The organism is Pseudomonas sp. MF08817, assembly GCF_059862705.1.
The window spans coordinates 24,959-50,787 of the sequence record NZ_JCBCUY010000006.1; the positions used below are offsets into that span (position 1 = coordinate 24,959).

General features: G+C 61.8%; 21 protein-coding genes. 7 read left to right on the forward strand and 14 right to left on the reverse strand.

The genetic code is table 11. The annotated features are described in order from the left end of the window. Positions 1 to 11: 11 nt before the first annotated feature. Both nagZ and AC19YR_RS05305 read right to left on the reverse strand, forming a co-directional pair. Positions 12 to 1,010, reverse strand: coding sequence for a beta-N-acetylhexosaminidase (nagZ, locus tag AC19YR_RS05300; protein ID WP_500597538.1), 999 nt, complete (start codon positions 1,008 to 1,010; stop codon positions 12 to 14). 164 nt (positions 1,011 to 1,174) lie between these two features. Beyond that, a complete protein-coding gene (locus tag AC19YR_RS05305) occupies positions 1,175 to 1,882 on the reverse strand; it encodes a TetR/AcrR family transcriptional regulator (protein ID WP_095107640.1) in 708 nt (235 codons plus the stop codon). Positions 1,883 to 2,134: 252 nt separating this feature from the next. Between AC19YR_RS05305 and lexA the strand changes: the two genes are divergently transcribed. Next, positions 2,135 to 2,743 carry a transcriptional repressor LexA gene (lexA, locus tag AC19YR_RS05310; protein WP_095107639.1) on the forward strand — a complete coding sequence of 203 codons (609 nt, stop codon included), beginning with the start codon at positions 2,135 to 2,137 and terminating at the stop codon, positions 2,741 to 2,743. A 10-nt stretch (positions 2,744 to 2,753) separates the two neighbouring features. After that, on the forward strand, positions 2,754 to 3,221 hold the full coding sequence (gene sulA / locus AC19YR_RS05315; protein ID WP_095107638.1) for an SOS-induced cell division inhibitor SulA: 468 nt from the start codon (positions 2,754 to 2,756) through the stop codon (positions 3,219 to 3,221). Positions 3,222 to 3,286: 65 nt separating this feature from the next. Here the strand turns inward: sulA and AC19YR_RS05320 are convergent, their stop codons facing one another. The 7 genes from AC19YR_RS05320 to AC19YR_RS05350 all read right to left on the reverse strand — a co-directional run bounded on the left by AC19YR_RS05320 (position 3,287) and on the right by AC19YR_RS05350 (position 11,590). Continuing rightward, positions 3,287 to 3,520, reverse strand: coding sequence for a hypothetical protein (locus tag AC19YR_RS05320; RefSeq protein ID WP_176465056.1), 234 nt, complete (start codon positions 3,518 to 3,520; stop codon positions 3,287 to 3,289). 132 nt (positions 3,521 to 3,652) lie between these two features. After that, a complete protein-coding gene (locus AC19YR_RS05325) occupies positions 3,653 to 4,177 on the reverse strand; it encodes a DUF6586 family protein (RefSeq protein ID WP_500597460.1) in 525 nt (174 codons plus the stop codon). 180 nt (positions 4,178 to 4,357) lie between these two features. Next, positions 4,358 to 6,979, reverse strand: a complete 2,622-nt coding sequence (topA, locus tag AC19YR_RS05330) for a type I DNA topoisomerase (protein ID WP_500597461.1) — start codon at positions 6,977 to 6,979, stop codon at positions 4,358 to 4,360. Between the two features lie 114 nt (positions 6,980 to 7,093). Beyond that, the gene (locus AC19YR_RS05335) at positions 7,094 to 7,330 is read right to left on the reverse strand and encodes a DUF1653 domain-containing protein (protein WP_095107634.1); all 237 of its coding nucleotides are present in this window, start codon (positions 7,328 to 7,330) and stop codon (positions 7,094 to 7,096) included. A gap of 97 nt (positions 7,331 to 7,427) precedes the next feature. After that, complete coding sequence (gene fadA, locus AC19YR_RS05340) at positions 7,428 to 8,603, reverse strand: acetyl-CoA C-acyltransferase FadA (RefSeq protein WP_095107633.1); 1,176 nt, start codon at positions 8,601 to 8,603, stop codon at positions 7,428 to 7,430. A gap of 28 nt (positions 8,604 to 8,631) precedes the next feature. Beyond that, positions 8,632 to 10,779 (reverse strand): fatty acid oxidation complex subunit alpha FadB, encoded by a 2,148-nt coding sequence (gene fadB / locus AC19YR_RS05345; RefSeq protein WP_095107632.1) that lies wholly within the window; start codon positions 10,777 to 10,779, stop codon positions 8,632 to 8,634. Positions 10,780 to 11,152: 373 nt separating this feature from the next. Continuing rightward, positions 11,153 to 11,590 (reverse strand): hypothetical protein, encoded by a 438-nt coding sequence (locus tag AC19YR_RS05350; RefSeq protein ID WP_095107631.1) that lies wholly within the window; start codon positions 11,588 to 11,590, stop codon positions 11,153 to 11,155. Positions 11,591 to 11,695: 105 nt separating this feature from the next. Here AC19YR_RS05350 and AC19YR_RS05355 point away from each other — a divergent pair, with 105 nt between their 5' ends. Beyond that, complete coding sequence (locus AC19YR_RS05355; protein ID WP_095107630.1) at positions 11,696 to 12,133, forward strand: universal stress protein; 438 nt, start codon at positions 11,696 to 11,698, stop codon at positions 12,131 to 12,133. A 73-nt stretch (positions 12,134 to 12,206) separates the two neighbouring features. Here the strand turns inward: AC19YR_RS05355 and AC19YR_RS05360 are convergent, their stop codons facing one another. Then, entirely contained in the window at positions 12,207 to 14,120 is a 1,914-nt protein-coding gene (locus tag AC19YR_RS05360) for an ATP-binding cassette domain-containing protein (RefSeq protein ID WP_500597464.1), read from the reverse strand. A 212-nt stretch (positions 14,121 to 14,332) separates the two neighbouring features. Between AC19YR_RS05360 and AC19YR_RS05365 the strand changes: the two genes are divergently transcribed. After that, positions 14,333 to 16,261, forward strand: coding sequence for a transglycosylase SLT domain-containing protein (locus AC19YR_RS05365; RefSeq protein ID WP_500597466.1), 1,929 nt, complete (start codon positions 14,333 to 14,335; stop codon positions 16,259 to 16,261). 70 nt (positions 16,262 to 16,331) lie between these two features. Here AC19YR_RS05365 and AC19YR_RS05370 read toward each other — a convergent pair whose 3' ends face one another. Beyond that, positions 16,332 to 18,104 carry an ABC transporter transmembrane domain-containing protein gene (locus tag AC19YR_RS05370; RefSeq protein ID WP_176465055.1) on the reverse strand — a complete coding sequence of 591 codons (1,773 nt, stop codon included), beginning with the start codon at positions 18,102 to 18,104 and terminating at the stop codon, positions 16,332 to 16,334. A 257-nt stretch (positions 18,105 to 18,361) separates the two neighbouring features. On the opposite strand from AC19YR_RS05370, the gene AC19YR_RS05375 reads away from it, so the two are divergent. Next, a complete protein-coding gene (locus tag AC19YR_RS05375; protein ID WP_095107626.1) occupies positions 18,362 to 18,541 on the forward strand; it encodes a PA1571 family protein in 180 nt (59 codons plus the stop codon). Between the two features lie 76 nt (positions 18,542 to 18,617). On the opposite strand, the gene pdxB is transcribed toward AC19YR_RS05375, so the two are convergent. Continuing rightward, positions 18,618 to 19,760, reverse strand: a complete 1,143-nt coding sequence (gene pdxB / locus AC19YR_RS05380; RefSeq protein ID WP_095107625.1) for a 4-phosphoerythronate dehydrogenase PdxB — start codon at positions 19,758 to 19,760, stop codon at positions 18,618 to 18,620. A 158-nt stretch (positions 19,761 to 19,918) separates the two neighbouring features. Here pdxB and AC19YR_RS05385 point away from each other — a divergent pair, with 158 nt between their 5' ends. Then, positions 19,919 to 21,316 carry an MATE family efflux transporter gene (locus AC19YR_RS05385; RefSeq protein WP_500597469.1) on the forward strand — a complete coding sequence of 466 codons (1,398 nt, stop codon included), beginning with the start codon at positions 19,919 to 19,921 and terminating at the stop codon, positions 21,314 to 21,316. Here AC19YR_RS05385 and tusA read toward each other — a convergent pair. Then, complete coding sequence (tusA, locus tag AC19YR_RS05390) at positions 21,313 to 21,564, reverse strand: sulfurtransferase TusA (RefSeq protein WP_095107623.1); 252 nt, start codon at positions 21,562 to 21,564, stop codon at positions 21,313 to 21,315. The two genes, AC19YR_RS05385 and tusA, sit on opposite strands and share 4 nt — an antisense overlap. 123 nt (positions 21,565 to 21,687) lie before the next feature. Further along, positions 21,688 to 22,764 (reverse strand): 23S rRNA (cytidine(2498)-2'-O)-methyltransferase RlmM, encoded by a 1,077-nt coding sequence (gene rlmM / locus AC19YR_RS05395; protein WP_095107622.1) that lies wholly within the window; start codon positions 22,762 to 22,764, stop codon positions 21,688 to 21,690. Positions 22,765 to 22,964: 200 nt separating this feature from the next. Between rlmM and acnA the strand changes: the two genes are divergently transcribed. Further along, positions 22,965 to 25,706: an aconitate hydratase AcnA gene (gene acnA, locus AC19YR_RS05400; protein WP_500597471.1), complete on the forward strand. Its 2,742-nt coding sequence runs from the start codon at positions 22,965 to 22,967 to the stop codon at positions 25,704 to 25,706. The last annotated feature ends 123 nt before the right edge of the window (positions 25,707 to 25,829 follow it).

Here is a 25,829-nt window from a genome sequence, read left to right on the forward strand (position 1 = left end):
GCAAGTTTCCTTTAATCAATCAATTGAGCGTCTTTGAGGGCGCCAATGGCTGCGAGCCAGCGCGGGTCCTGGCGGTACTCGGTGCCGGCGAAACCCTGGCCGCGCATCCGCGCGATACGCGGGCTGGGCGTGACCTTCAGGCGCTGGGCCGCGCACAAGGCCAACTCGGCCGCCGCCCGGTCATTGCATACCAGGCCCATGTCGCAACCGGCAGATAGGGCGGCCTCGATCCGACTGGCCGCATCGCCCACCACATGGGCACCGGCCATCGACAGGTCATCGCTGAAAATCACCCCATCAAATTGCAACTCGCCCCGCAGGATGTCCTGCAACCAGCGGCGCGAGAACCCGGCAGGCTGGCTGTCTACCTGGGGGTAGATCACGTGGGCCGGCATCACGGCGGCCAGTTGCTGGCTCAAACGGGCGAACGGCACCAGGTCATTGGCGCGGATCTCCTCGAGGCTGCGCTCATCGACGGGAATCGCCACGTGGGAATCAGCCTCCGCCCAGCCGTGGCCGGGAAAATGCTTGCCCGTGGCCGCCATGCCGGCGCTGTTCATGCCGCGAATGAAGGCCCCGGCCAGCAGCGCGGCACGCTGCGGGTCGCCCTCGAACGAACGGCTCCCCACCACTGCGCTGCGTTGGTAATCGAGGTCGAGCACCGGGGCGAAGCTCAAATCCAGACCAACAGCCAGCACTTCAGTGGCCATGATCCAACCACAGTGCTCGGCCAACACCTCGGCGTTGGGATTGTCGGCAATTGCCCGCATCGCCGGCAGGCGCACAAAACCCTGACGCAGGCGCTGGACGCGGCCGCCTTCCTGATCCACTGCCAGCAGCAGGTCCGGGCGTACGGCGCGAATCGAGGCACTGAGTTCGCGCACCTGGCGTGGGTGCTCAATGTTGCGCGCAAAAATAATCAGGCCGCCCACCTCGGGCTGGCGCAACAGGTGACGGTCTTCGGAGGTCAGCCAGGTACCGGCCACATCCACCATCAGGGAGCCTTGCAGGGCACCGGTCATAGCGATTCCTTTATTACGGGCACACGACTGCGCCGCCAGGAGCGAAGCTCGGCGGGCGCGGGTCGGTGCAGGGTAAGGAGAGAGTCTGGAACGGGAGTCGACATGGGCGGCAAGCTTAGCGGATGTCAGCCGCCGCGCCCACCCACCGGCCACTAAACCTTGGCAGGCGCCGGCGTGGACTTGACCCGCGGCCGCAACTGGGCGCTGGCCATGGTGTCGTCAGTGACCCCGGTTTCGGCGCGCATGCCAGCCGCGAGGAATGGCACCATCAGGCGCATTACCTGCTCAATCGAGGTATTGACGCCAAAATCGGTCTCGGCAATGGCGCGCAAGGCCTTGATGCCGGACATACTGAACGCCGCAGCACCGAGCATGAAGTGCACGCGCCAGAATAACTCGATCGGCGGGATCCGCGGCGCGGCCTCATTGACGAGCATCATGTAGCGGCGGAACACCTTGCCGTACATGTCCTCCAGGTAACGCCGCAGGTGGCCCTGGCTCTGGCTGAAGGCCAAACCAAGCAAACGCATGAAGATAGACAGGTCATTGCCGCTGCGCGGTTGCACCACGAGGGCCTGTTCGACAAGGATTTCCAGCAGTTCTTCCAGGCTTGGCTTGCTGTCAGGCTTGGCCTGGCGGCGTTCCAGCTCCCGGTCCAGGCTGATGCAAAAAGGCCCCAGGAAGCGCGAGAACACTGCCTGGATCAGCGCCTTTTTCGAGCCGAAATGATAATTCACCGCCGCCAGGTTGACCCCGGCCTTGCTGGTGATAAGGCGCAATGAAGTTTCAGCGAACCCTTTTTCCGCGAACAACTGCTCGGCAGCATCAAGAATGCGTTCAACGGTTTCCGACTGGGCCATGGTTACTCTACCTGACAAACACTTGTTTGAAACATACGTTTCAGCTTATGTCTTGTCAAGCCTGCCTGTCCGTTTTCCGGCCGACCAGTCACCTATTTAATCACACAAGGAAAACCCTGTAGGACCTCGCTACGACAACCCTAGCGTGCGCCCTTATTCAACCGTTCGGCGGGCGCCGGAAAAAGGAGGATTGCCAAGACGCCTTCACTGTATATAATCCCAGTCACTGTATAAAAAGACAGAGCGATCGACATGATAAAACTGACGCCACGCCAAGCCGAGATCCTGGCCTTTATCAAAGACTGCCTCAAAGAAAACGGCTTCCCCCCTACCCGGGCGGAAATCGCGCAGAAACTGGAATTCAAGTCCCCCAATGCCGCCGAAGAACACCTCAAGGCCCTGGCACGCAAGGGCGCTATCGAAATGACCCCGGGCGCTTCACGGGGTATCCGTATCCCTGGTTTCGAAGCCGAAACCGACGAGTCGAGCCTGCCGATCATCGGTCGTGTTGCCGCTGGCGCGCCGATCCTGGCCCAGCAGCACATCGAAGAGTCCTGCAACATCAACCCGACCTTCTTCCACCCTCGCGCCGACTACCTGCTGCGGGTACACGGCATGAGCATGAAGGACGTCGGCATCCTCGATGGCGACCTGCTGGCGGTACACACCACCCGCGAAGCTCGTAATGGCCAGATTGTCGTCGCCCGCCTGGGCGACGAAGTGACGGTCAAGCGGTTCAAGCGTGAAGGCAGCAAAGTCTGGCTGATTGCTGAGAACCCCGAGTTCGCCCCTATCGAAGTCAACCTGAAAGATCAGGAACTGGTGATCGAAGGTTTGAGTGTCGGCGTCATTCGCCGCTAAAGGAGGCTTTATGCAGTTCCCCTATACCTCACAGCAAGCTCAACTGCCGTTGTTCGAAGCCTTCATGGCGCAAGCGCCCATCCTCAAAGACGTGGTCGAATCGCCCTGGAGCGCCGAGCCCGAAGTCTTTAGCGAGCTGTCGCTGCGTGGAGCAGCCGGGAACTGCCTGAACCTACTGGCGCCGATCCTCAGGCAACTGAGCCAGGATCAGGACGCTCGCTGGCTGACCCTGATCGCCCCACCCGCCAGCCTGACCCAGGCCTGGCTGCGCGATGCTGGCCTTAACCGCGAACGCATCCTGCTACTGCAACCGCGCGGCATGCAAAGCGCCCAGCAATTGACGTGCGAGGCCCTGCGCCTGGGCCGTAGCCACACCGTCGTCAGTTGGCTCAACCCACTGCCATCGAGCATGCGCCAGCAACTTATCAGTGCCGCCCGCACCGGGGATGCACAAAGCCTGAACATTCGCCTGGGTTGATAACGAGGCCTCTCACGAATGGAGAAGCCGGGGTGACGCAACAGAAGCGAAACCGACCAACGGACTCAGTGCAGCACCCGCGGCCCGCTTTCCTTCTCCAGCTCACCTTCAGCGAGACGGCCTGCCATCTGCACGCCAACACTCAACATCGCCTTGGCTACTTCGACATGTTGGCCTTGCAGAAACACCTTGGCATCTTCAGAAAAATCCAAAGTCACCAGAGAACCCTCGTCCTCAGCCCGGCGCAGCTCTATACGGCCGTCAGGCAACTCAACAATTTCCAGAAAGGACGTTGGCATAAAAATTTGCTCTCCACGAAAGGCCGGCATTGTATCAGCCATAGGCCCGGATGCGCTTGGTGTTGCGACTAATGCATGAGCGACTGGTCTGTTTCCCCAGTCAGGCAAAACCCTGGCTTGGCTCTAACTCGCTTAGCACTCGTTAAGCCCGTCGCGAAAGCGAACGGCCAGGCTCTTAAGGTGTTGCCGCCAGCTCTCCAGTTCTTCACGGCTCAATTCTTCAGGCCCTAGCTCTTCATCGAGATTAACCGCGACGATCAACGGCTGAGTGACGTCGCCCTTGGGCTTATGCGGCGCCCGGGGCGGCTGGAACAACGCGGCATGAGCCGCCAACAACTTCGCCAGCCAGGTTTCGGGGTTGTTGGCCAACTCCACCATTTCTGCCATTTCCGGAATAGCCACCGCCTCTAGCACCTCTCGGGTCAGCAATAACTCCGCCCGCGGGGAATTGGCTTGAGGCAAACGGTAGAAACCGGCAATTTCATGGCACAACCCCAGTAAGGCCCCGTATAGGTGAAACAACGCGGACTCGCGACCTGCCTGGATCAGCGCCAGGGAGTTCATCGCCCGCCCCTCTTCAGCCCGGGCCAGCGCCTCTAGCGACAGCCCGGCGAAGTATATTTTCTGATTGGTACGGGTATAGAGCTCAAAGGCCATGACGGCACTCTCCACAGCGAAATAGGGCGTAGTACTGGCTTAACAGTGTCACGGATCAGTCACAGCCGCCGCAAGCCAAAAAAAAACCGCAGGCCAACCCGAGGGTTCGCATGCGGCTTTCTGCTACCAGGACGAATCAGGCAGAGGCGCACCGACAGAGAGGTCAGCCGCCCGCCTTCGTCACGCGCCCTGGCGCTTGTCTTCAACCTTCCATTTTCCACCTTCGTAGAACGCGCGCCAGCCTGTCGGCTTGCCATCCACTTCGGTCTGCACGTACTGCTCCTTAGTCTTGCGGCTGTAGCGAATGACGGCCGGACGACCGTCCGGGTCCTTCTGTGGGGCCGCGCAGAGGAAGTGGTACTTCGGATCGATCTCGTCCTTGTGCGGCACGATTTCCATCACCAGCGGTGCACGGGTTTCGCGGTTTTTCGGGAACTGGCTGGCCGCCAGGAACAAGCCAGACGCGCCGTCACGCAAGATGTAGGTGTCGTTAACCTTCTCGCACTTGAGCTCCGGCATTTTCACCGGGTCCATCTTCGGCGGTGCCGCTTCGCCGCTTTTCAGCAGTTTACGGGTGTTCTTGCATGCGGCATTGGTGCAACCGAAGAACTTGCCGAAACGGCCAGTCTTGAGCTGCATCTCGCTGCCGCACTTGTCGCACTCCAGGCTGGGGCCTTCATAACCCTTGATCCGATAGGTGCCTTCTTCGATCTCATAGCCATTGCAATCGGGGTTGTTACCGCAGATATGCAGCTTGCGCTTTTCATCCAGCAGGTACGCATCCATCGCGGTGCTGCAGATCGGGCAGCGGTGCTTGCCGCGCAGCACCAGGGATTCAGACTCGCCCTCGTCGTCGGCAGCGATTTCGTCGCCCGGCACCAGGTTGACCGTGGCCTTGCAGCGCTCTTTCGGCGGCAGGCTGTAGCCTGAGCAACCCAGGAACACCCCGGTGGACGCGGTGCGGATCTGCATCGGCCGCCCGCAAGTGGTGCATGGGATGTCGGTCATGACCGGCTGGTTGGCGCGCATGCCGTTTTCCGGGCTTTCCGCGACTTCGAGTTTTTTCTTGAAGTCGCCGTAGAACTCGTCAAGCACGCTTTTCCAGTCCCGCTCGCCCTGAGCCACGTCGTCGAGGTTCTCTTCCATGCCGGCGGTGAAGCCGTAGTCCATCAGGTTGGAGAAACTCTCGGACAAGCGCTCGGTAACGATGTCACCCATCTTCTCCGAATAGAAACGGCGATTGTGCAGCGCCACGTAGCCGCGATCCTGGATGGTGGAAATGATCGCCGCATAGGTCGACGGGCGGCCGATACCGCGCTTTTCCATTTCCTTGACCAGGCTCGCTTCCGAGTAACGTGCCGGTGGCTTGGTGAAGTGCTGGCTCGGGTCGAGCTTGATGAGCTTGAGCACATCTCCCTGAGCCATATCCGGTAGCACGTCGTCGTCGCCTGGCTTGGCCATTTGCGGCATCACGCGGGTGTAGCCGTCAAACTTGAGGATGCGGCCCTTGGCACGCAGCTCGAAGCCGCTGGCGGCGACGCTGACAGTGGTGGACAAATATTTGGCCGGCAGCATCTGGCAGGCGACGAACTGGCGCCAGATCAGCTCGTAGAGGCGTTCAGCGTCACGTTCCATGCCCGACAGTTTGCTCGGGTCGGTGTTGACGTCCGAAGGGCGAATCGCTTCGTGAGCCTCCTGGGCGCCTTCCTTGCTGCTGTAGACGTTCGGGGTTTCCGGCAGGTATTTGCCGCCGAATTCCCCTTCGATGTAAGTACGCGCCATCGCCACGGCATCGGCCGAGAGGTTGGTCGAGTCGGTACGCATATAAGTGATGTAGCCGGCCTCGTACAAGCGCTGTGCCATCATCATGGTCTTCTTCACGCCAAAGCCCAGGCGATTACTCGCGGCCTGCTGCAGCGTGGAGGTGATGAACGGTGCCGACGGCTTGCTGCTGGTCGGCTTGTCTTCACGTTTGGCGATGGTGTAGGCCGAAGACTTGAGTTTCTCCAGCGCGGCCATGGCCTGGGCTTCGTTCAGCGGTTTGAAGGCTTCGCCGTTCTCGCGGGCCACTTCGAAGCGCACGCTGGCGCCCTTGGCAGTGCCGAGGTCGGCGTGGACCTCCCAGTATTCTTCGGGAATGAACGCACGGATCTCACGCTCACGCTCGACCACCAGCTTCACCGCAACCGATTGCACCCGGCCAGCCGACAGGCCACGGGCGATCTTGGCCCACAGCAGTGGCGAAACCATGTAGCCCACCACACGGTCGAGGAACCGCCGCGCCTGCTGGGCGTTGACGCGGTCGATGTCCAGCTCGCCCGGCTTGGAGAAGGCTTCCTGGATGGCTTTCTTGGTGATTTCGTTGAACACCACACGCTTGTAGCGGCTGTCGTCGCCACCGATGGCTTCGCGCAGGTGCCAGGCAATGGCTTCCCCCTCGCGGTCCAAGTCCGTCGCGAGATAGATGGTGTCAGCATCCTTGGCGAGCCGGCGCAGCTCTTCGATGACCTTCTCTTTGCCCGGAAGGATCTCGTACTGGGCTTTCCAGCCGTGTTCGGGGTCCACGCCCATGCGCGAGACGAGCTGCTTGCGCGCCTTCTCCTTGGGCGAGAGCACAGGCGCTTCACCAGCGGCGGCCTTGCCACGCTTGGCAGCAGGCTCTTTGCTGGCGCTAGCCGAACCGCTGGTGGGCAGGTCTCGGATATGGCCGATACTCGACTTCACCACGTATTGGTTGCCCAGATACTTGTTGATGGTCTTGGCCTTAGCCGGGGATTCCACAATGACCAGCGATTTGCCCATGGATCAGAAAATTCCTGAATTCTAGAAGTGAAAGGCGGTTGGCGCCTGACGCGGCACCGCTATATATAGTGGCAACAAGGTGAGGTCAAGCGCAGGGTTTTGCCCGCACCGCCCTCAAGCCTGTGAAAAAAGGCTGGGTTCGGCCTGAATCAAAGCAAAGCGCGGGACCTGTTCGCCGTCAACTTCGACCGACTCCAGGAACATGCTCAAGGGGCGCACCCAAAAGCCGCAATCGCCATACAGCGCTTGGTAGAAGACCACTTCTTCTTCAGTCTCGGAGTGCCGCGCCACGTTGAAAACGCGGTACTGCGGACCTTTGTAATGCTGATAGAGCCCAGGTTGGACAGACATGCTTCGGCCCTCACGCAAACGATCAAAAATAAAAAGTAAAAAAACGACTAAAAACAAAAAACCGGGGCACATGGCCCCGGCTTCCGTAACCGATCGCTTAAACGCGTTCGAACACGGTGGAGATGCCCTGACCGAGGCCAATGCACATGGTCGCCACCCCGAAGGTGCCACCATTTTGCTTCATCACATTGAGCAACGTGCCGGAGATACGCGCACCGGAGCAACCGAATGGGTGGCCCAGGGCGATCGCGCCGCCATGCAGGTTAACCTTCTCGTTCATCTTGTCGAGCACTTTCAGATCCTTGAGCACGGGCAGGGCCTGTGCCGCGAAGGCTTCGTTGAGCTCGAAGAAGTCGATATCGTTGATGCCAAGGCCGGCGCGCTTAAGGGCTTTCTGCGTTGCCGGAACTGGACCATAGCCCATGATCGCCGGGTCCACACCCGCCACGGCCATGGAACGGATCACCGCCAGAGGCTGGATCCCCAGGTCCTGGGCACGCTGGGCCGACATCACGATCATGCACGAGGCACCATCGGTGATCTGCGAGGAAGTACCGGCCGTCACGGTGCCGCCCTTTGGATTGAAGGCCGGCTTGAGGGCCGCCAGGCTTTCCAGGGTGGTTTCGGGACGGATGGTTTCGTCGTAGTCGAACAGTTTCAGGAAACCGTTTTCGTCGTAACCCTGCATCGGGATGATTTCATCCTTGAACTTGCCTTCCACCGTGGCCTTGTGGGCCAACTGGTGGGAGCGCACGCCGAAGGCGTCCTGGGCTTCACGAGTGATGCCGTGCATCTTGCCGAGCATTTCCGCGGTCAGGCCCATCATGCCCGAGGCTTTCGCCGCGTACAGGGACATGTGCGGGTTCGGGTCGACACCGTGCATCATACTGACGTGGCCCATGTGCTCCACGCCACCGACCACAAACACATCACCGTTACCGGTCATGATCGCTTGCGCCGCGGTATGCAGGGCACTCATCGACGAACCGCAGAGGCGGCTGACGGTCTGGCCGGCCGCCGTGTGCGGGATCTGGGTCATCAGCGACGCCATGCGCGCGATGTTCCAGCCTTGCTCCAGGGTCTGGTTGACGCAGCCCCAGATCACGTCTTCGACTTCGTTCGGGTCGACCTTGACGTTGCGTTCCAGCAGCTTGCTAATCAGGTGCGCCGACATGTCTTCGGCACGGGTGTTGCGGTGCATGCCGCCCTTGGAGCGGCCCATCGGAGTGCGACCGAAGTCAACAATCACGACGTCTCTTGGATTCAAGCTCATAAATATTCTCGCTCTAGTCGTTGGGCGCTTAACCGAAGAAGCTTTGGCCGTTTTTGGCCATCTCGCGCAGCTTCGCAGTCGGGTGGTACAGCGCGCCCAGATCAGCGTACTGGTCAGCCAGGGCGACGAAGGCCGCTACACCCATCGAATCGATGTAACGCAACGCACCGCCACGGAACGGAGGGAAACCAATGCCGTAGACCAAGCCCATGTCGGCTTCGGCAGCGGTTTCGACGATGCCGTCTTCCAGGCAACGCACGGTTTCCATGCACAGCGGGATCATCATCCAGTTGATGATGTCTTCGTCGCTCACTTCACGCTGTTCGTAAACGATTGGCTTGAGCACTTCCAGCACCGACGGGTCGGCGACTTTCTTCTGCTTGCCCTTCTTGTCGGTCTCGTAGGCGTAGAAGCCCTTACCATTCTTCTGGCCCAGGCGCTTGGCTTCGTAGAGCACGTCGATGGCCGAGCGACGGTCATCTTTCATGCGGTCCGGGAAGCCTTCGGCCATAACATCACGGCCGTGGTGGCCGGTGTCGATGCCGACCACGTCCATCAGGTAGGCAGGGCCCATCGGCCAGCCGAATTTTTCCATGACCTTGTCGATGCGCACAAAGTCCACGCCAGCGCTGACCAACTTGGCGAAACCGCCAAAGTACGGGAACAGCACGCGGTTGACCAAGAACCCAGGGCAGTCGTTGACCACAATCGGGTTCTTGCCCATTTTCTTGGCATAGGCAACGGTAGTGGCCACGGCCAGCTCGCTGGACTTCTCGCCACGGATCACTTCCACCAGCGGCATCATGTGCACCGGGTTGAAGAAGTGCATGCCGACGAAATTTTCAGGACGCTTGAGGGCCTTGGCCAGCAGGCTGATGGAAATGGTCGAGGTGTTGGACGCCAGGATGGTGTCTTCCTTGACCTTGTCTTCCACTTCAGCCAGTACGGCTTGCTTGACTTTAGGGTTCTCGACGACTGCCTCGACCACCAGGTCGACGTGGCCGAAATCACCGTAGGACAGGGTCGGACGAATGCCGTTGAGCACTTCGGCCATTTTCGCGGCAGTCATGCGGCCTTTGTCTACGCGGCCAACCAGCAGCTTGGCGGCTTCGGCCAGACCCTGCTCGATACCGTGCTCGTTAATGTCCTTCATCAGGATCGGCGTGCCTTTGGACGCCGACTGATAGGCGATGCCGCCGCCCATGATGCCGGCGCCGAGAACGGCAGCCTGCTTCACGTCGCGGGCAATTTCGTCATAGGCCTTGGCTTTTTTCTTCAGTTCCTGATCGTTCAGGAACAGGCCGATCAGGCTCTGCGCGGCAGAGGTCTTGGCCAGCTTGACGAAGCCTGCGGCTTCAACTTCCAGGGCTTTGTCGCGACCGAAGTTCGCGGCTTTCTGGATGGTCTTGATCGCTTCGACCGGCGCCGGGTAGTTCGGGCCAGCCTGGCCGGCCACGAAGCCCTTGGCGGTCTCGAACGACATCATTTGTTCGATGGCGTTGAGCTTGAGCTTTTCCAGTTTTGGCTGGCGCTTGGCCTTGTAGTCGAACTGGCCCGAGATGGCGCCCTTGACCAGGTTCAGTGCGGCTTCCTGGAGCTTGTCCAGGGCCACGACTGCATCGACGGCACCGACTTTCAGGGCGTCTTCGGCACGGTTTTCCTTGCCAGCGGCAATCCACTCGATAGCGTTGTCGGCACCGATGATGCGCGGCAGGCGCACAGTACCGCCGAAGCCTGGGTAAATGCCCAGTTTGACTTCCGGCAGGCCGATTTTCGCGCTGCTGGCCATGACGCGGTAATCCGCCGCCAGGCACATTTCCAGACCGCCACCCAGGGCGATGCCGTTGATCGCGGCAACGGTCGGAACATTCAGGTCTTCGAAGTCGCTGAAAATTTTGTTGGCTTCGAGGTTGCCTGCAACCAGCTCTGCATCCGGCAGCTTGAAGTTGTCGACGAATTCGGTGATGTCGGCGCCGACGATGAACACGTCCTTGCCGCTGGTGACGATGACACCCTTGACCGAAGCGTCTGCCTTGATGGTGTCTACTGCCTGACGCAGTTCGTTCAGGGTTAGACGGTTGAACTTGTTGACGGACTCACCCTTGAGGTCGAATTTCAATTCGACGATGCCACTCTCAAGAGCTTTAACCGTGATGGCTTTACCTTCGTAAATCATCAACTGATCTCCACGATATGGAAGCTGAACAGTACACGTCGGAAGCTAACTTCTGGCTCGGCACTGACGTCACCGTCGATGCTACGCCAATCCGCCAGGCACACCCGCCAACGCGATAGTCGGGTTTCGTAGGAACGCTCTGTAATACAAACGCTCAATTCATACGCCCGTTTGATTTGGGTACGCCACCTTCAAGGAATTTCGAACAATTGTCAATCGCCCAAAACACGGGCTAGAACGCGACTTTACGGTCATTTCGCCAGCACGCAGGGATGCCCGCCCTGCGGCATATGCCGGAACATTCATAGAGTCAATAATTAGAAAAGTCGCCCTAAACAACGCTGCACCTGACAGGCGCGGCCAAACATCGAATTCAGGCCAGGGCTTTAAGTACAGCGGCGATGGCCTGCAGGACGCTCGCCTCACCCTTCTCGCCCCAATACAGGGTAATCATCTGCTGATCTGCCTCGACCTTGTAGGCATTGGCCGGCAAGGTGCGCAAATGCACCAGCATCGCCTCGTCCTCGCACACTTCGCGCCATTGGTTGACCCACACTCCCGGCGCCGACTGCCAGTAACTCCAGCAGGGGCGCTGGGCACTGCGCCGGGGGCGATGGTACTGCGCACAGGGGTTGGGCGGCTCCGGCGACATCCAGTGCGGCCACTCCTGCGGGGCCAATTGCATGGCCAGCCCTATGCGCCGAGCCTCCATGCGCAAGGCCATGCGACCGCTCTGCTGGCGTGAAGGCCGCAGCCAGGCGAGCGGGCTGAGAATCAGCGCAAGGATTGACACCACTATCCAGACCGTCATATGTGTACTCCCGATTCTTGATGAGCGGATTTGACCTGACGCAAAGCCATCCGCTTGAAACCAGCCATACTTCCCTTCTATCGCAAGCCTTTGGAGGTCTCCCCCATGCACTATGAACACATTCTGGTCGCCGTCGACCTCACCGAAGAATGCGACCCGGTCATTAAGCGCGCCCGCGAACTGGCAGTCAGTGGTAGCGCCAAGCTGTCACTGGTGCACATCGTCGAACCCATGGCCATGGCCTTCGGCGGCGACGTACCGATGGACCTTTCCCAATTGCAGCAACAGCAGTTCGACCAGGCCAAGGAGCGCCTGGATCGCCTGATGGCCAAGTACCCGGAGCTGTCCAAGGAAAACAGCCACCTGACCTACGGTCAGCCGCGCCAGGAAATCCATCATCTGGCCAAGGAACAGGGTTGCGACCTGATCGTGGTCGGCAGCCACGGCCGCCATGGCTTGGCGCTGCTGCTCGGCTCCACCGCCAATGACGTGTTGCACGGCGCGCCCTGCGACGTACTGGCGGTCAGGCTGGTAAAAAGCTGAGCCCGCGCTAGCCCATACGAAAAGCCCGGCCCCACTGAAGTGAGGCCGGGCTTTTTTGATTCAGGCAGATCGATCAGGCATCCAGCTCGGCCCAACGCTCCACCAACACCTCCAACTCGGCCTGCAATTGCTCCAGATGGGCAATGACCTTGGCCGTTTCGGCGGCAGGACGCTGGTAGAAGCCCGCATCGGCCATCTCAGCTTCGAGCGCAGCAATCTGCTGCTCCTTGGCATCGATGTCCCCTGGCAGGGCTTCCAACTCGCGCTGCAACTTGTAGCTGAGCTTCTTCTTCGCCACCGGCGCTTCCTGGGCGGGCGCGGGCGCCGCTGCGGCTACCACCGCCGAGTTCAGGTCAGCCTTGCCGGATTTACTCTCGGCCACGCCCAGCAGTTTCGGCGAACCGCCCTGACGCAACCAATCCTGGTAGCCGCCCACGTATTCGCGGACCTTGCCCTCGCCTTCGAAGACCAGGGTGCTGGTAACCACGTTGTCGAGGAATGCCCGGTCGTGGCTGACCATCAGCACCGTGCCCTTGAAGGTCAACAGCACTTCTTCGAGTAGCTCCAGGGTTTCCACGTCCAGGTCGTTGGTCGGCTCGTCGAGCACCAACAGGTTCGCTGGCTTGCTGAACAGCTTGGCCAACAGCAGGCGCGCACGCTCACCGCCCGACAACGCCTTGACCGGCGTGCGGGCACGCTGCGGGCTGAACAGGAAGTCGCCCAGGTAGCTCAGGACATGGCGGCTCTGGCCGTCGATATCGATAAAATCGCGGCCTTCGGCGACGTTGTCGATCACGGTTTTTTCCAGGTCCAACTGATGGCGCAACTGGTCGAAGTAGGCGACGTCGATCCGCGTGCCCTCCTCCACCGTGCCCGCAGTGGGCTTGAGGCCGTTGAGCATCAGCTTGAGCAGGGTGGTCTTGCCGGTACCGTTGGCGCCCAGCAGGCCAATGCGGTCGCCGCGCTGCAGCACCATGGAGAAATCCTTGATGAGCTGCGGCCCACCCGGGTGGGCGAAGCTGACGTTCTCCAGCACCATCACCTGCTTGCCCGACTTGTCAGCGGTGTCGAGCTGCAGATTGGCCTTGCCGGTGCGCTCGCGGCGTTCGCTGCGCTCCACGCGCAGGGCCTTGAGGGCACGCACGCGGCCTTCATTACGGGTGCGGCGCGCCTTGATGCCTTGGCGGATCCACACTTCTTCCTGGGCCAGCTTCTTGTCGAAGAGCGCATTGGCGGTTTCTTCGGCGGCCAGGGTCGCCTCTTTGTGTACGAGGAAACTGGCGTAGTCGCCGTTCCAGTCGATCAGGCCACCGCGGTCCAGTTCGAGGATGCGGGTGGCCAGGTTTTGCAGGAAGGAACGGTCGTGGGTGATGAACAGCACCGCGCCCTGGAAATCCTTCAACGCTTCCTCAAGCCAGGCAATGGCACCGATGTCCAAGTGGTTCGTCGGTTCGTCGAGCAGCAACAGGTCGGGCTCGGACACCAGCGCCTGCGCCAGCAGCACACGGCGGCGCCAGCCACCGGACAACTCGGCCAGGGTCTTGTCCGCCGGCAATTGCAGGCGGCTCAGGGTGCTATCGACCAATTGCTGCAAGCGCCAGCCGTCGCGGGCTTCGAGGTCGTGCTGGACGTGCATCAGTTTGTCCAGGTCGGCGTCGGTGACGATGTTCTGGCTCAGGTGGTGGTACTGGGCGAGCAGCTCGCCGACACCGTCCAGGCCCTGGGCCACTACGTCGAACACGGTCCGGTCGTCGGCCACCGGCAATTCCTGCGGCAATTCACCGATTTTCAAGCCCGGGGCACGCCACACGGAGCCGTCATCGGGCTTCTGGTCACCTTTGACCAGTTTCATCATGCTGGACTTGCCTGTGCCGTTGCGGCCGATGATGCACACCCGCTCACCACGGGCGATCTGCCAGGACACCTTGTCCAACAACGGCATAGCGCCGAAAGCAAGGGACACATCGCTGAATTTGAGCAGGGTCATGTTCTTCTCCAAAAACCGGGGCCGCATTCTACCTGACTTGCGCCCTCAGAAGGCCGGCAATTTCGTTGCCGGCGCACTGTGCCCGACAAATGTCGCGAACTGAGACCGACAGGCCGGCAAAGCTTTCGCCGCTTGCTGGCAAAAGGCTAAGCTACAGGCAATCAGTGCTGGCAACCTCGGCACTCGCCACGTTTTCTCTGTTCGGACGTCTCATGCGCAGTCGCCTTGTCAACTTTTTATCTTGTCTGCTTCTTTCTGCCACCGCCGCTCACACCGCCCAGGCAGCGGACCTGTCCCAACAACGCCAGTATTACGACGAAGCCAAACGCGCCCTGGCCAAGGGCGATTCAGGCCCCTACTTTCGCTACAGCCAGGCCCTGAGCGATTACCCGCTGACGCCCTACCTGGCCTACGACGAACTGACCGCGCGCTTGAAAACCGCAAGCAACGCCGAAATCGAGAAATTCCTCGCCGAACATGGCGACCTGCCCCAGGCCAACTGGATGAAACTACGCTGGTTGCGCTGGCTGGCCGACCGGGGCGATTGGCAACCCTTCGTCAAGTACTACGACCCCAAGCTCAATTTCACCGAGCTGGACTGCCTCTACGGCCAATACCAACTGAGCCACAACCTCAAAGCCCAAGGCTACGCCACCACCGAAAAACTCTGGCTCACCGGCAAAACCCAACCGGTGGCGTGCGATGCGCTGTTCGGCCAGTGGGCGGCCCAAGGCCAGCTCACCGAGCAAAAGCGCTGGCAGCGAGCCAAACTCGCGGCGGATGCACGCAACTACCCCCTGGCCAACAGCCTGGTCAAAGGCCTGACCACCCTCGCCCCGCAAGGCCGCCTGCTGGTGGATGTGGCGCAAAAGCCTGAGCTGCTGAGCCAACCGTCGCGCTTCACCCCAGTGGACGAAGCCATGTCCGACGTGGTCGGCCTGGGCCTGCGCCGCCTCGCCCGCCAAGACCCACAAAAAGCCATGGCCCTGCTCGACGGCTATGCCGCCAGCATGCACTTCTCCCGCGACGAGAAAGTCTCCATCGCCCGGGAAATCGGCCTGACCCTGGCCAAACGCTTCGATGGTCGGGCCCTGGACGTGATGACCAAGTACGACCCGGAACTGCGCGACAACACCGTGTCCGAATGGCGCCTGCGCCTACTGTTGCGCCTGGCGCGCTGGGACGACGCCTACGAGCTGACCCGCCGCTTACCCCAGGACCTGGCCACCACCAACCGCTGGCGCTACTGGCAGGCCCGCAGCCTGGAACTGGCGCAACCGCAGAACCCGCAAGTGCAGGCGCTGTACAAAAACCTCTCCCGCGAGCGCGATTTCTATGGCTTCCTGGCCGCCGACCGCGCCCAATCGCCCTACCAGTTGAACAACAAGCCGCTGGTGCTCAGCCAGCAATTGGTCAACAAGGTGCGCAACACCCCGGGCGTGCGCCGCGCCCTGGAATTCCACGCCCGCGGGCAAATCGTTGACGGGCGCCGCGAGTGGTACCACGTCAGCCGCCACTTCAACCGTGACGAAATGGTCGCCCAGGCCAAACTGGCCTACGACCTGAAGTGGTACTTCCCGGCCATCCGTACCATCAGCCAGGCGCAATACTGGGACGACCTGGATATCCGCTTCCCCATGGCCCACCGCGACACCCTGGTGCGCGAAGCCAAGGTGCGTGGCCTGCACTCGAGCTGGGTATTCGCCATCACGCGCCAGGAAAGTGCCTTCATGGACGACGCCCGCTCCGGCGTCGGCGCCAGCGGCCTAATGCAACTGATGCCCGGCACCGCCAAGGAAACCGCGCGCAAGTTCAACATCCCCCTCGCCTCGCCCCAGCAGGTTCTGGTGCCGGACAAGAACATCCAGTTGGGCGCTGCCTACCTGAGCCAGGTCCACAGCCAGTTCAACGGCAACCGCGTCCTCGCCTCGGCCGCCTACAACGCCGGCCCCGGCCGCGTGCGCCAATGGCTACGCGGTGCCGACCACCTGAGCTTTGACGTGTGGGTCGAGAGCATCCCATTCGACGAAACCCGCCAATATGTGCAAAACGTGCTGTCTTATTCGGTGATCTACGGGCAAAAGCTCAACTCGCCGCAACCACTGGTGGACTGGCACGAACGCTATTTCGACGATCAGTAGTGGCAGCTGCAAGCTGCAAACTTGCAGTAAAAAAACGCCTTCATTGAGAAATGCAGGCGTTTTTTTTGGGCTATCGCCCCTCCTGCTCACTGAACTGCAGCGCCGCCAGGCGCGCATACAACGCATTGCTGGCGATCAATTGCTGGTGGGTGCCGATGGCGATCAGTTTGCCTTGGTCCATGACGGCGATGCGGTCGGCGTTTTTCACCGTGGCCAGGCGATGGGCGATGACCAGGGTGGTGCGGTTGTGCATCAGCCGTGGCAGGGCTTGCTGGATCAAGTGTTCGCTCTGGGCGTCGAGGGCGCTGGTGGCTTCGTCCAGCAGTAGGATCGGCGCATCCACCAACAACGCCCGGGCGATGGCCAAACGCTGGCGCTGGCCCCCAGAAAGGCCCAGGCCACCGTCACCGAGGTGGGTCTGGTAGCCGTCGGGCAGTTGCAGGATGAAATCATGGGCGTGGGCGGTACGCGCAGCGTCTTCCACCTGCTCGCGGGTGGCCAGCGGGTTGCCGTAGCGGATGTTCTCTTCGACGCTGCCAAAAAACAGCGCCGGGCTTTGCGAGACCAGGGCAAAGCAGCGCCGCACGTCCTGCGGGTCCAATTGGGTCAGGGCCTGGCCTTCGAGCAAAATCTGCCCTTGCTGCGGGTCGTAGAAGCGCAGGAGCAAATCGAACAGTGTGGACTTGCCGGCACCGGAAGGCCCCACCAACGCCAGGGTTTCCCCAGCCCGAACGTGCAGGTCGAGGCCATCAATGGCAAAACGCTCCGGCCTTGAAGGATAGGAAAAACGCAGGCCTTGCAACGCCAACTCACCGCTGACCCGCTGCGGCAACCGGGCCTTATCAGTGCTTGGAGCCTGGATTTCGTTGGGTGATTGCAGCAGCTCGGCGATCCGTTCGGCCGCCCCCGCCGCACGCTGCAATTCGCCGATCACCTCGCTCAACGTACCGAAGGCGCTGCCGACGATCAGGCTGTAAAACACGAACGCCGCCAACTCGCCGCCGGTAATCCGCCCGGCGATCACATCCATGCCGCCGACCCAGAGCATCACGCCCACCGCGCCCAGCACCAGGACAATCACCAGGGTTATCAGCCAGGCACGCTGGACGATACGCTTGCGCGCCGTATCGAACGCCGCCTCGACGGTGCCGGCAAAGCGCTGCTCGTCCTGGGCCTGGTGGTTGTAGGCCTGTACGGTCTTGATCTGGCCCAGGGTTTCGCAGACGTAGCTGCCGACGTCGGCGATACGGTCTTGGCTCAGGCGCGACAGGCTGCGCACCCGACGGCCGAAGATCAGGATCGGCGCCAGCACCAGGGGCAAGGCCACGACCACGATGCTGGTGAGCTTGGGGTTGGTGATAAACAGCAACACGATGCCGCCGATCACCATCAAGGCGTTGCGCAGAAACAGCGACAGCGACGAGCCGATCACCGATTGCAGCAAGGTGGTGTCAGCCGTCAGGCGCGACTGGATCTCGGAGCTGCGATTGCCCTCGTAAAAGCCTGGGTGCAAGTAAATCAAGTGGTTGAACACCTGGCGACGGATGTCCGCGACGCAGCGCTCGCCAATCCACGACACCAGGTAAAACCGCGCGAAGGTGCCCGCCGCCAGGCCTAGCACCAACAGCAGAAACAGGCCAATGGACTGGTTGAGCAGGTGCGGTGAGCGGGTCATGAACCCCTGGTCCACCAGCAGGCGAATGCCCTGGCCCATGGACAACGTGATGCCGGCCGTGACGATCAGTGCCAGCAAAGCGCCCAGGGCCTGCCAGCGATAGGGCGCGATAAAGTGAAGCGCCAGGCGCAGGGCGCGCCGTTGACGGGAAGAAAGCATAGAAGTCATCTGCAAGCACCATCGTGAAAGGGCAGCGGCGCCAAGCCCCGCTGAATCGGGTGGAACTTCCGTGAATCACAATGAGTCCGGTTAAATATGACCGCCGCCGCTAGAGCTTAGAGGCTATTGATCTAACATCACCCTGGAGTTTGTAGGCAGTTTCTGATGGACTCCACCAGACCGCCCGGCCAATCGACAGGGAGCTGTCACAGCTTGGTCACCTGGCGGTTCTACATTAAGCACACAACCTGATGAGGAGACAGGCCATGTCCTTGCACACCCGCACCAACGACCAGATTGAAGTGTTCCGCATTCCGCAGCATGCCTCCCTGGGCTGCTCGATCATTGACGCCGAGGGTCGTGAAGTACCGATCACCGAAGACATGATCCAACAGGCCTGCCGCGAGCTGGAACTGCGCCAGGTCAAGCCCGCCGAGCACGAATAAGGCCTCGCCCCCCTCTTCCCGACCCGGCCCCATGGCCGGGTTTTTTCTGCCTGGTAGCCAGCGGGCATAGTCCTCGTTAAACCACGGTGGCGCCAAGGGCCTGGACCATCTGCCGTAACCCGCGGGCCTCGCCGTCGATCTGCACGGTCAAGCCGTCGATTTCACGACGCGGCGGGTAGTGTTTGCGCAACAGGTCGAAGGCGATGCGTTGTTCCTCGGCGCTGCCCATCAGGCTGCGACGGAAATCCCCATCGTCACGCCGCGGGTCGTAGACGCCACGGCAGATCATGGCCAAGGCCCAGGCCGGGTCGCAGTCGCCGTGCAGGCTGATGCGGCTCAGCCAGGGCGCCGGTAGCAGATCTTCGAGGCGCACTTGGGGCGCTTGGCCCAGGTGCTGGCAGAACGCCTGGTAGATCTGCGCGGTGCCACGCTGCTTGCCATCGAGGCTGTAGCCGGCGATATGGGGCGTGGCGAGCACGCAGAGGTCGGCCAGGGCAACGTCCACCGCCGGTTCACCCTCCCACACGTCCAGCACCGCTTGCAGGTCTTCGCGCTGCAACAGCACCTCGCGCAGCGCCCGGTTGTCCACCACCGGGCCGCGGCTGGCGTTCAGCAGCCAAGTACCGGGGCGCAAGCGGTTCAAGCGCTCACGGTCGAACAGGTGCCAGGTCGGCGCGGCGCCTTCGCGGGTCAGGGGCGTGTGCAGGCTTATCACGTCGCACTGGGCGATGATCTGCTCAAGGCTCACGCAGCTTCCGTCCCCGGCCGCTTGCCGAGGCGGGTCGCACACCAGCACGTTCCAGCCCAAGCTGCGCAGTACCTTGACCAAACGCCCGCCCACTTCGCCCGCCCCGACCACACCGTAGGTGCGCCGGGCCAGGTCGGCGCCTTCGATTTCGGCCAGGGTCAACAGGCTACCCAGTACATAATCGACCACCCCGCGGGCGTTGCAGCCCGGCGCGCTGGACCAGCCAATCCCGGCCTCGGCGAAGTAGCCAAGGTCCAGGTGATCGGTGCCGATGGTGCAGGTGCCGACGAATTTGACCTGGCTGCCGGCCAACAGCACGCGGTCCACCGGGGTCACCGAGCGCACCAGCAACACATCGGCTTGCGCCACCGCCGCGCGGTCGATGGCGCGCCCCGGCAAGCGGCGGATTTCGCCGAAACCCTGGAAAAAGGCATCGAGCAAGGGGATGTTTTCGTCAGCGACAATCAGCATGGCAGGCTCCTTTTGGCGGACCGGCAGTGTACACGCCTTGCGGGGCATCGATGCCGGGGCAGCGACTTACAAATCCCCAACACAGGATTTTTCCTGACCACTGTGTCAAGGCGTAGAATGCCCGGCCCTGCGCACCTTTACCCCTGGACGCTCTGCCTGTGAATGCCGTGACCGACACCCCTTCTAACGCTCCCATTTCCCGCCCCGCCCGGGTACGCATGGAGCTACGCGACCTGCTCGTCCTGGCGCTGCCGATCATGGTCGGCCAATTGGCCACCACGGCCATGGGCTTCGTCGATGCCGTGATGGCCGGGCGCTACAGCTCCCGCGACCTGGCAGCCGTGGCGTTGGGCAACTCGATCTGGATTCCGGTGTACCTGCTGATGACCGGCATCCTGCTGGCCACCACGCCAAAAGTCGCCCAACGCTTCGGCGCCGGCAAACACGGCGAGATTGGCCCGCTGGTGCGCCAGGCCCTGTGGCTGGCACTGGTGGTGGGCCTGATGGCAACCGGCCTGCTGCTCAATGCCGAACCGGTGCTGCGGGCCATGAAGGTCGACCCGCAACTGATCGACCTGTGCATGCAGTACCTGTACGGCATCGCCAGCGGCCTGCCCGCCACAGCGTTTTACTTCGTGCTGCGCTGTTTCAGCGATGGCTTGGGCCGTACCCGCCCGAGCATGATCCTGGGGCTGTGTGCGCTGGCGCTGAACATTCCGCTTAACTACGTGTTCATCTACGGCCACTTCGGCGTGCCGGCCATGGGCGGCGTCGGCTGCGGCTGGGCCACGGCCATAGTGATGTGGATGATGACCCTGGGCATGGTGGGCTGGACGCACTGGGCGCCGGTCTACCGGTCCAGCCAGCTGTTCACCCGCTTCGACTGGCCGCAATGGGCAATCATCAAGCGCCTGATAAGCGTCGGCCTGCCGATTGGCATCGCGGTGTTCGCCGAGTCGAGCATCTTTGCCGTAATCGCCCTGCTGATCGGCAGCCTTGGTGCCACAGTGGTGGCCGGGCACCAGATCGCCCTGAACTTCAGCTCGCTGGTGTTCATGATCCCGTACTCCCTGGCCATGGCCGTGACGGTGCGCGTCGGCCAGGCCCTGGGCCGTGGCGAACCGCGCGAGGCCCGCTTCGCCGCCGGTGTGGGCATGGGCGCCGCGCTGACCTACGCCTGCCTCTCGGCGAGCCTGATGCTGTTGCTGCGCGAACAGATCGCCGCCATCTACACCCCGGACCCCATCGTGATCCAGGTGGCGTCGATGCTGATTGTCTACTCGGCGCTGTTCCAGTTCTCCGACGCGATCCAGGTCACGGCGGCCGGGGCCCTGCGCGGTTACCAGGACACCCGGGTGACCATGATTCTGACGCTGTTCGCCTATTGGGGTATCGGCCTGCCGGTGGGCTACGCCCTGGGCCTGACCGATTGGCTCGGCGCCGCCAGCGGCCCGAGCGGCTTGTGGCAGGGTTTGATCGTGGGCTTGAGTTGCGCGGCACTGCTACTGTCGGTGCGCCTGACACGCAGTGCGCGTAAGCGCATCCGCCGGGGTTAAGACAGCTTCTTGCGGATCCAGTACAGGTAAGTCCCGCCCTCTTCGCGCTGTTCCACCAGTTCATGATCGAGAAACACACAGAACTTGGGAATATCGCGGCGGGTCGAGGGGTCGGTGGCAATCACCTTCAACAGGCCACCAGGGGCCAGGTCGCGGATGTGCTGGTGCAGCATCATCACCGGCTCCGGGCAATTGAGGCCGGTGGCGTCCAGCGTGCCGTCCACGGCGGTATCGTTCACGTCATTCATGGCTCACTCCCTGTAGGAGCGGGCTGGCCTGCGATGGCATTGACACGGTCACCCTGGCTCACCGTGGCGCCCGCATCCCAGGCCTACCCGCCCCCACATTCATTCAGCAAAAAATTCAAGATTTCAGCGGCTCTTGGCCTTCTTTACAACATCCAAACGGCGCAAGTGGCAGGTCACTTCTTCGCGGTCGTGGTAGAGCTGCTTGCAGCCGATCTCGACGCGAATACCGCGCTCCTTGAAGCCCTCTTCGATACGCTCCAGCAAACGCTTGACCTCGGCGTAACGCTGCTTCATCGGCAACTTGAGGTTGACCACCGCTTCGCGACAATGCCCTTCGCCGATCCAGGTTTCCAGCAGCGCCGCGTTGCGCGCCGGTTTCTCAACGATGTCGCAGACCATCCAGTCCACCGGTTGCTTGGGCTTGAAGGTAAAGCCATCGGCCATCAGGTGCTGGACCAGGCCCGTGTCCATCAGGCTCTCGGCCATCGGGCCGTTGTCGATGGCGGTCACCAGCATGCCGCGGTTGACCAGTTGCCAGGTCCACCCCCCAGGCGCGGCGCCCAGGTCCACACCGGTCATGTCGCTGTGCAAACGCTCATCCCACTGCTCGCGGGGGATGAAGTGGTGCCAGGCCTCTTCCAGCTTCAAGGTGGAACGGCTCGGCGCCTCGCGGGGGAACTTCAGCCGTGGGATGCCCATGGGCCACATCGCGCAATTGTTGGCCGGCGCCAAGCCGATAAAGGCTTCGCGGCCGCTCTTGAAGGTCAGTAGCAGGCGCGGTTTGCTCGCGTCTTCCACCAGTTTGCCGGCGGCCAGCAGCGCCTTGCGCAAATGCCCCTCGAATTTCTTGCAGAAGTTCGACAGTTCCTTGCCGTCGTTGGTATCGACCATCTCCAGCCACAGGCTGCCGCACACCGGAAACTGCGCCATGTGGGCAAGGATCACGCTGATGCGGTCGGTTTCCGGCAAGTCGACAAACTGCCCACGGGCCCACTGACGCGGGAATATCAAATCGACGAAACGTTGGCCGGCCATCAGTCGCTCGGCGCCATCGTCTTGCGTGCAGACAAACTCGGCGCAGGCACTCCCGGCCTTGGCCTTGGCGTAACCGGCCACATTCAGGCGCGCGGCGTGCTCGGCGATCTCGGAGCACACCTCGCCCTCAAAACCCGGCCGGCAGTGCATAAAAAGGGTGTTCATCAATTCTCCTGGGCAATACGGCGCGCAAACTTGCCCTGTAGCAAAGCCTGTCACGAAAACCCGCGCATGATAGCGGAGTTCGGAACCTTGAACTTGCCCGTAGAGTCCAGTGATTAGCCTTACCCCTCAAACAGAGCTAGGTTAAGGGCTCTGTTCGTCTCATTGGATCCGCCACCGTGCGGATAAAAGGAGTCAATGCAATGCCGTCCCTCGATAGCCTGAACACCCTAAAAACATTAGAAATCGACGACAAAACCTACCACTACTTCAGCCTGCCGCACGCGGCCCAGACCCTGGGCGAGTTGGACAAGCTGCCAATGTCGCTCAAGGTACTGCTGGAAAACCTGCTGCGCTGGGAGGACGGCAAAACCGTCACCGGCGCTGACCTCAAGGCTCTGGCCGGGTGGCTCAAGGAACGGCGCAGCGACCGGGAAATCCAGTACCGCCCCGCCCGCGTGCTGATGCAGGACTTCACCGGCGTGCCCGCCGTGGTCGACCTGGCCGCCATGCGCGCCGCCGTGGCCAAGGCCGGCGGCGACCCGCAGCGCATCAACCCGCTCTCGCCGGTGGATCTGGTGATCGACCACTCGGTAATGGTCGACAAATTCGCCACCGCCAGCGCTTTCGAGCAAAACGTCGATATCGAAATGCAGCGCAACGGCGAACGCTACGCCTTCCTGCGCTGGGGCCAAAGCGCCTTCGACAACTTCAGCGTCGTGCCGCCGGGCACCGGCATCTGCCACCAGGTCAACCTGGAATACCTGGCGCGCACCGTGTGGACCAAAGACGAAGACGGCCGCACCTACGCCTTCCCCGACACCCTGGTCGGCACCGACTCCCACACCACCATGATTAACGGCCTCGGCGTGCTCGGCTGGGGTGTGGGCGGCATCGAAGCCGAAGCGGCGATGCTCGGCCAACCGGTGTCGATGCTGATCCCGGAAGTGATCGGCTTCAAACTCACCGGCAAGCTCAAGGAAGGCATCACCGCCACCGACCTGGTGCTGACCGTCACGCAAATGCTGCGTAAGAAAGGCGTAGTCGGCAAATTCGTCGAATTCTACGGCGACGGCCTCGCCGACCTGCCCCTGGCAGACCGCGCGACCATCGCCAACATGGCCCCCGAATACGGCGCCACCTGCGGATTCTTCCCCGTAGACGACATCACCCTGGACTACCTGCGCCTGTCCGGGCGCCCCGCCACCACCGTGAAACTGGTGGAGGCCTACTCCAAAGCCCAGGGCCTGTGGCGCCTGGCCGGCCAGGAACCGGTGTTCACCGACAGCCTGGCCCTGGACATGGGCAGCGTCGAGGCCAGCCTCGCCGGGCCCAAACGCCCACAAGACCGGGTCTCGCTGCCCGACGTGGGGCAAGCCTTCTCGGACTTCCTCGACCTGCAATTCAAACCCGCCAGCAAAGAAGAAGGACGCCTGGAAAGCGAAGGCGGCGGAGGCGTGGCCGTGGGCAACGCCGACCTGATCGGCGAAGCGGACTACAGCTACGAAGGCAACACCTATCGCCTGAAAAACGGCGCGGTGGTGATCGCCGCCATCACCTCCTGCACCAACACCTCCAACCCCAGCGTGATGATGGCCGCAGGCCTGGTGGCAAAAAAAGCCGTGGAAAAAGGCCTGGCCCGCAAACCCTGGGTCAAGACGTCCCTGGCCCCTGGCTCCAAAGTGGTCACCGACTACTACAAGGCCGCCGGCCTGACCCCCTACCTCGATCAACTGGGCTTCGCCCTGGTCGGCTACGGCTGCACCACCTGCATCGGCAACTCTGGGCCGCTGCCCGAACCCATCGAAAAAGCCATCCAGCAAGCCGACCTCACCGTCGCCTCCGTACTGTCGGGTAACCGCAACTTTGAAGGCCGGGTCCACCCCTTGGTGAAAACCAACTGGCTCGCCTCGCCGCCCCTGGTGGTCGCCTACGCCCTGGCCGGCACCGTGCGCATCGACATCAGCCGCGAGCCCCTGGGCACCGGCAAAGACGGCCAACCGGTGTACCTACGCGACATCTGGCCCAGCAGCCAGGAAATCGCCGCCGCCGTGGCCCAGGTCGACACCGCGATGTTCCACAAGGAATACGCCGAAGTCTTCGCCGGCGACGAACAATGGCAAGCCATTGAAGTCCCCCAAGCCGCCACTTACGTATGGCAGGCCGACTCCACCTACATCCAACACCCGCCGTTCTTCGACAACATCGGCGGCCCGCTGCCAGTGATCGAAGACGTCAAGAACGCCAACATCCTCGCCCTGCTCGGCGACTCCGTGACCACCGACCACATCTCCCCCGCCGGCAACATCAAGGCCGACAGCCCCGCTGGCCGCTACCTGCGCGAACAAGGCGTGGAACCGCGGGACTTCAACTCCTACGGCTCACGGCGCGGCAACCACGAAGTCATGATGCGCGGCACCTTCGCCAACATCCGCATCCGCAACGAAATGCTCGGCGGTGAAGAAGGCGGCAACACCTTCTACATCCCCACCGCAGAAAAAATGCCCATCTACGACGCCGCCATGCGCTACCAAGCCAGCGGGACGCCACTGGTGGTCATCGCCGGGCAAGAATACGGCACCGGCTCCAGCCGCGACTGGGCCGCCAAAGGCACCAACCTGCTGGGCATCAAAGCCGTCATCGCCGAAAGCTTTGAACGCATCCACCGCTCCAACCTGGTCGGCATGGGCGTCCTGCCCCTGCAATTCAAACTCGACCAAAACCGCAAAACCCTCAACCTCACCGGCCACGAAACCCTCACGATCCAAGGCCTGACCGAAGCCGAACTGACCCCACGGATGAACCTGACACTGGTCATCACCCGGGAAAACGGCAGTACGGAAAAAGTCGAGGTACTGTGCAGGATCGATACCTTGAATGAGGTGGAATACTTCAAGGCGGGGGGGATTTTGCATTATGTGTTGAGGGAGTTGATTGGTTCCTGAACTACCCTCAAGGCCTACTCACCGCCTTCGGGCGGTGTTTTTATTTGAGCCGGCGCACAGTTTGAAAAAATAAACTTCATTATTCCCCCACCGCTGCCGACAACCTGTCAAAGCCTTGCGGAT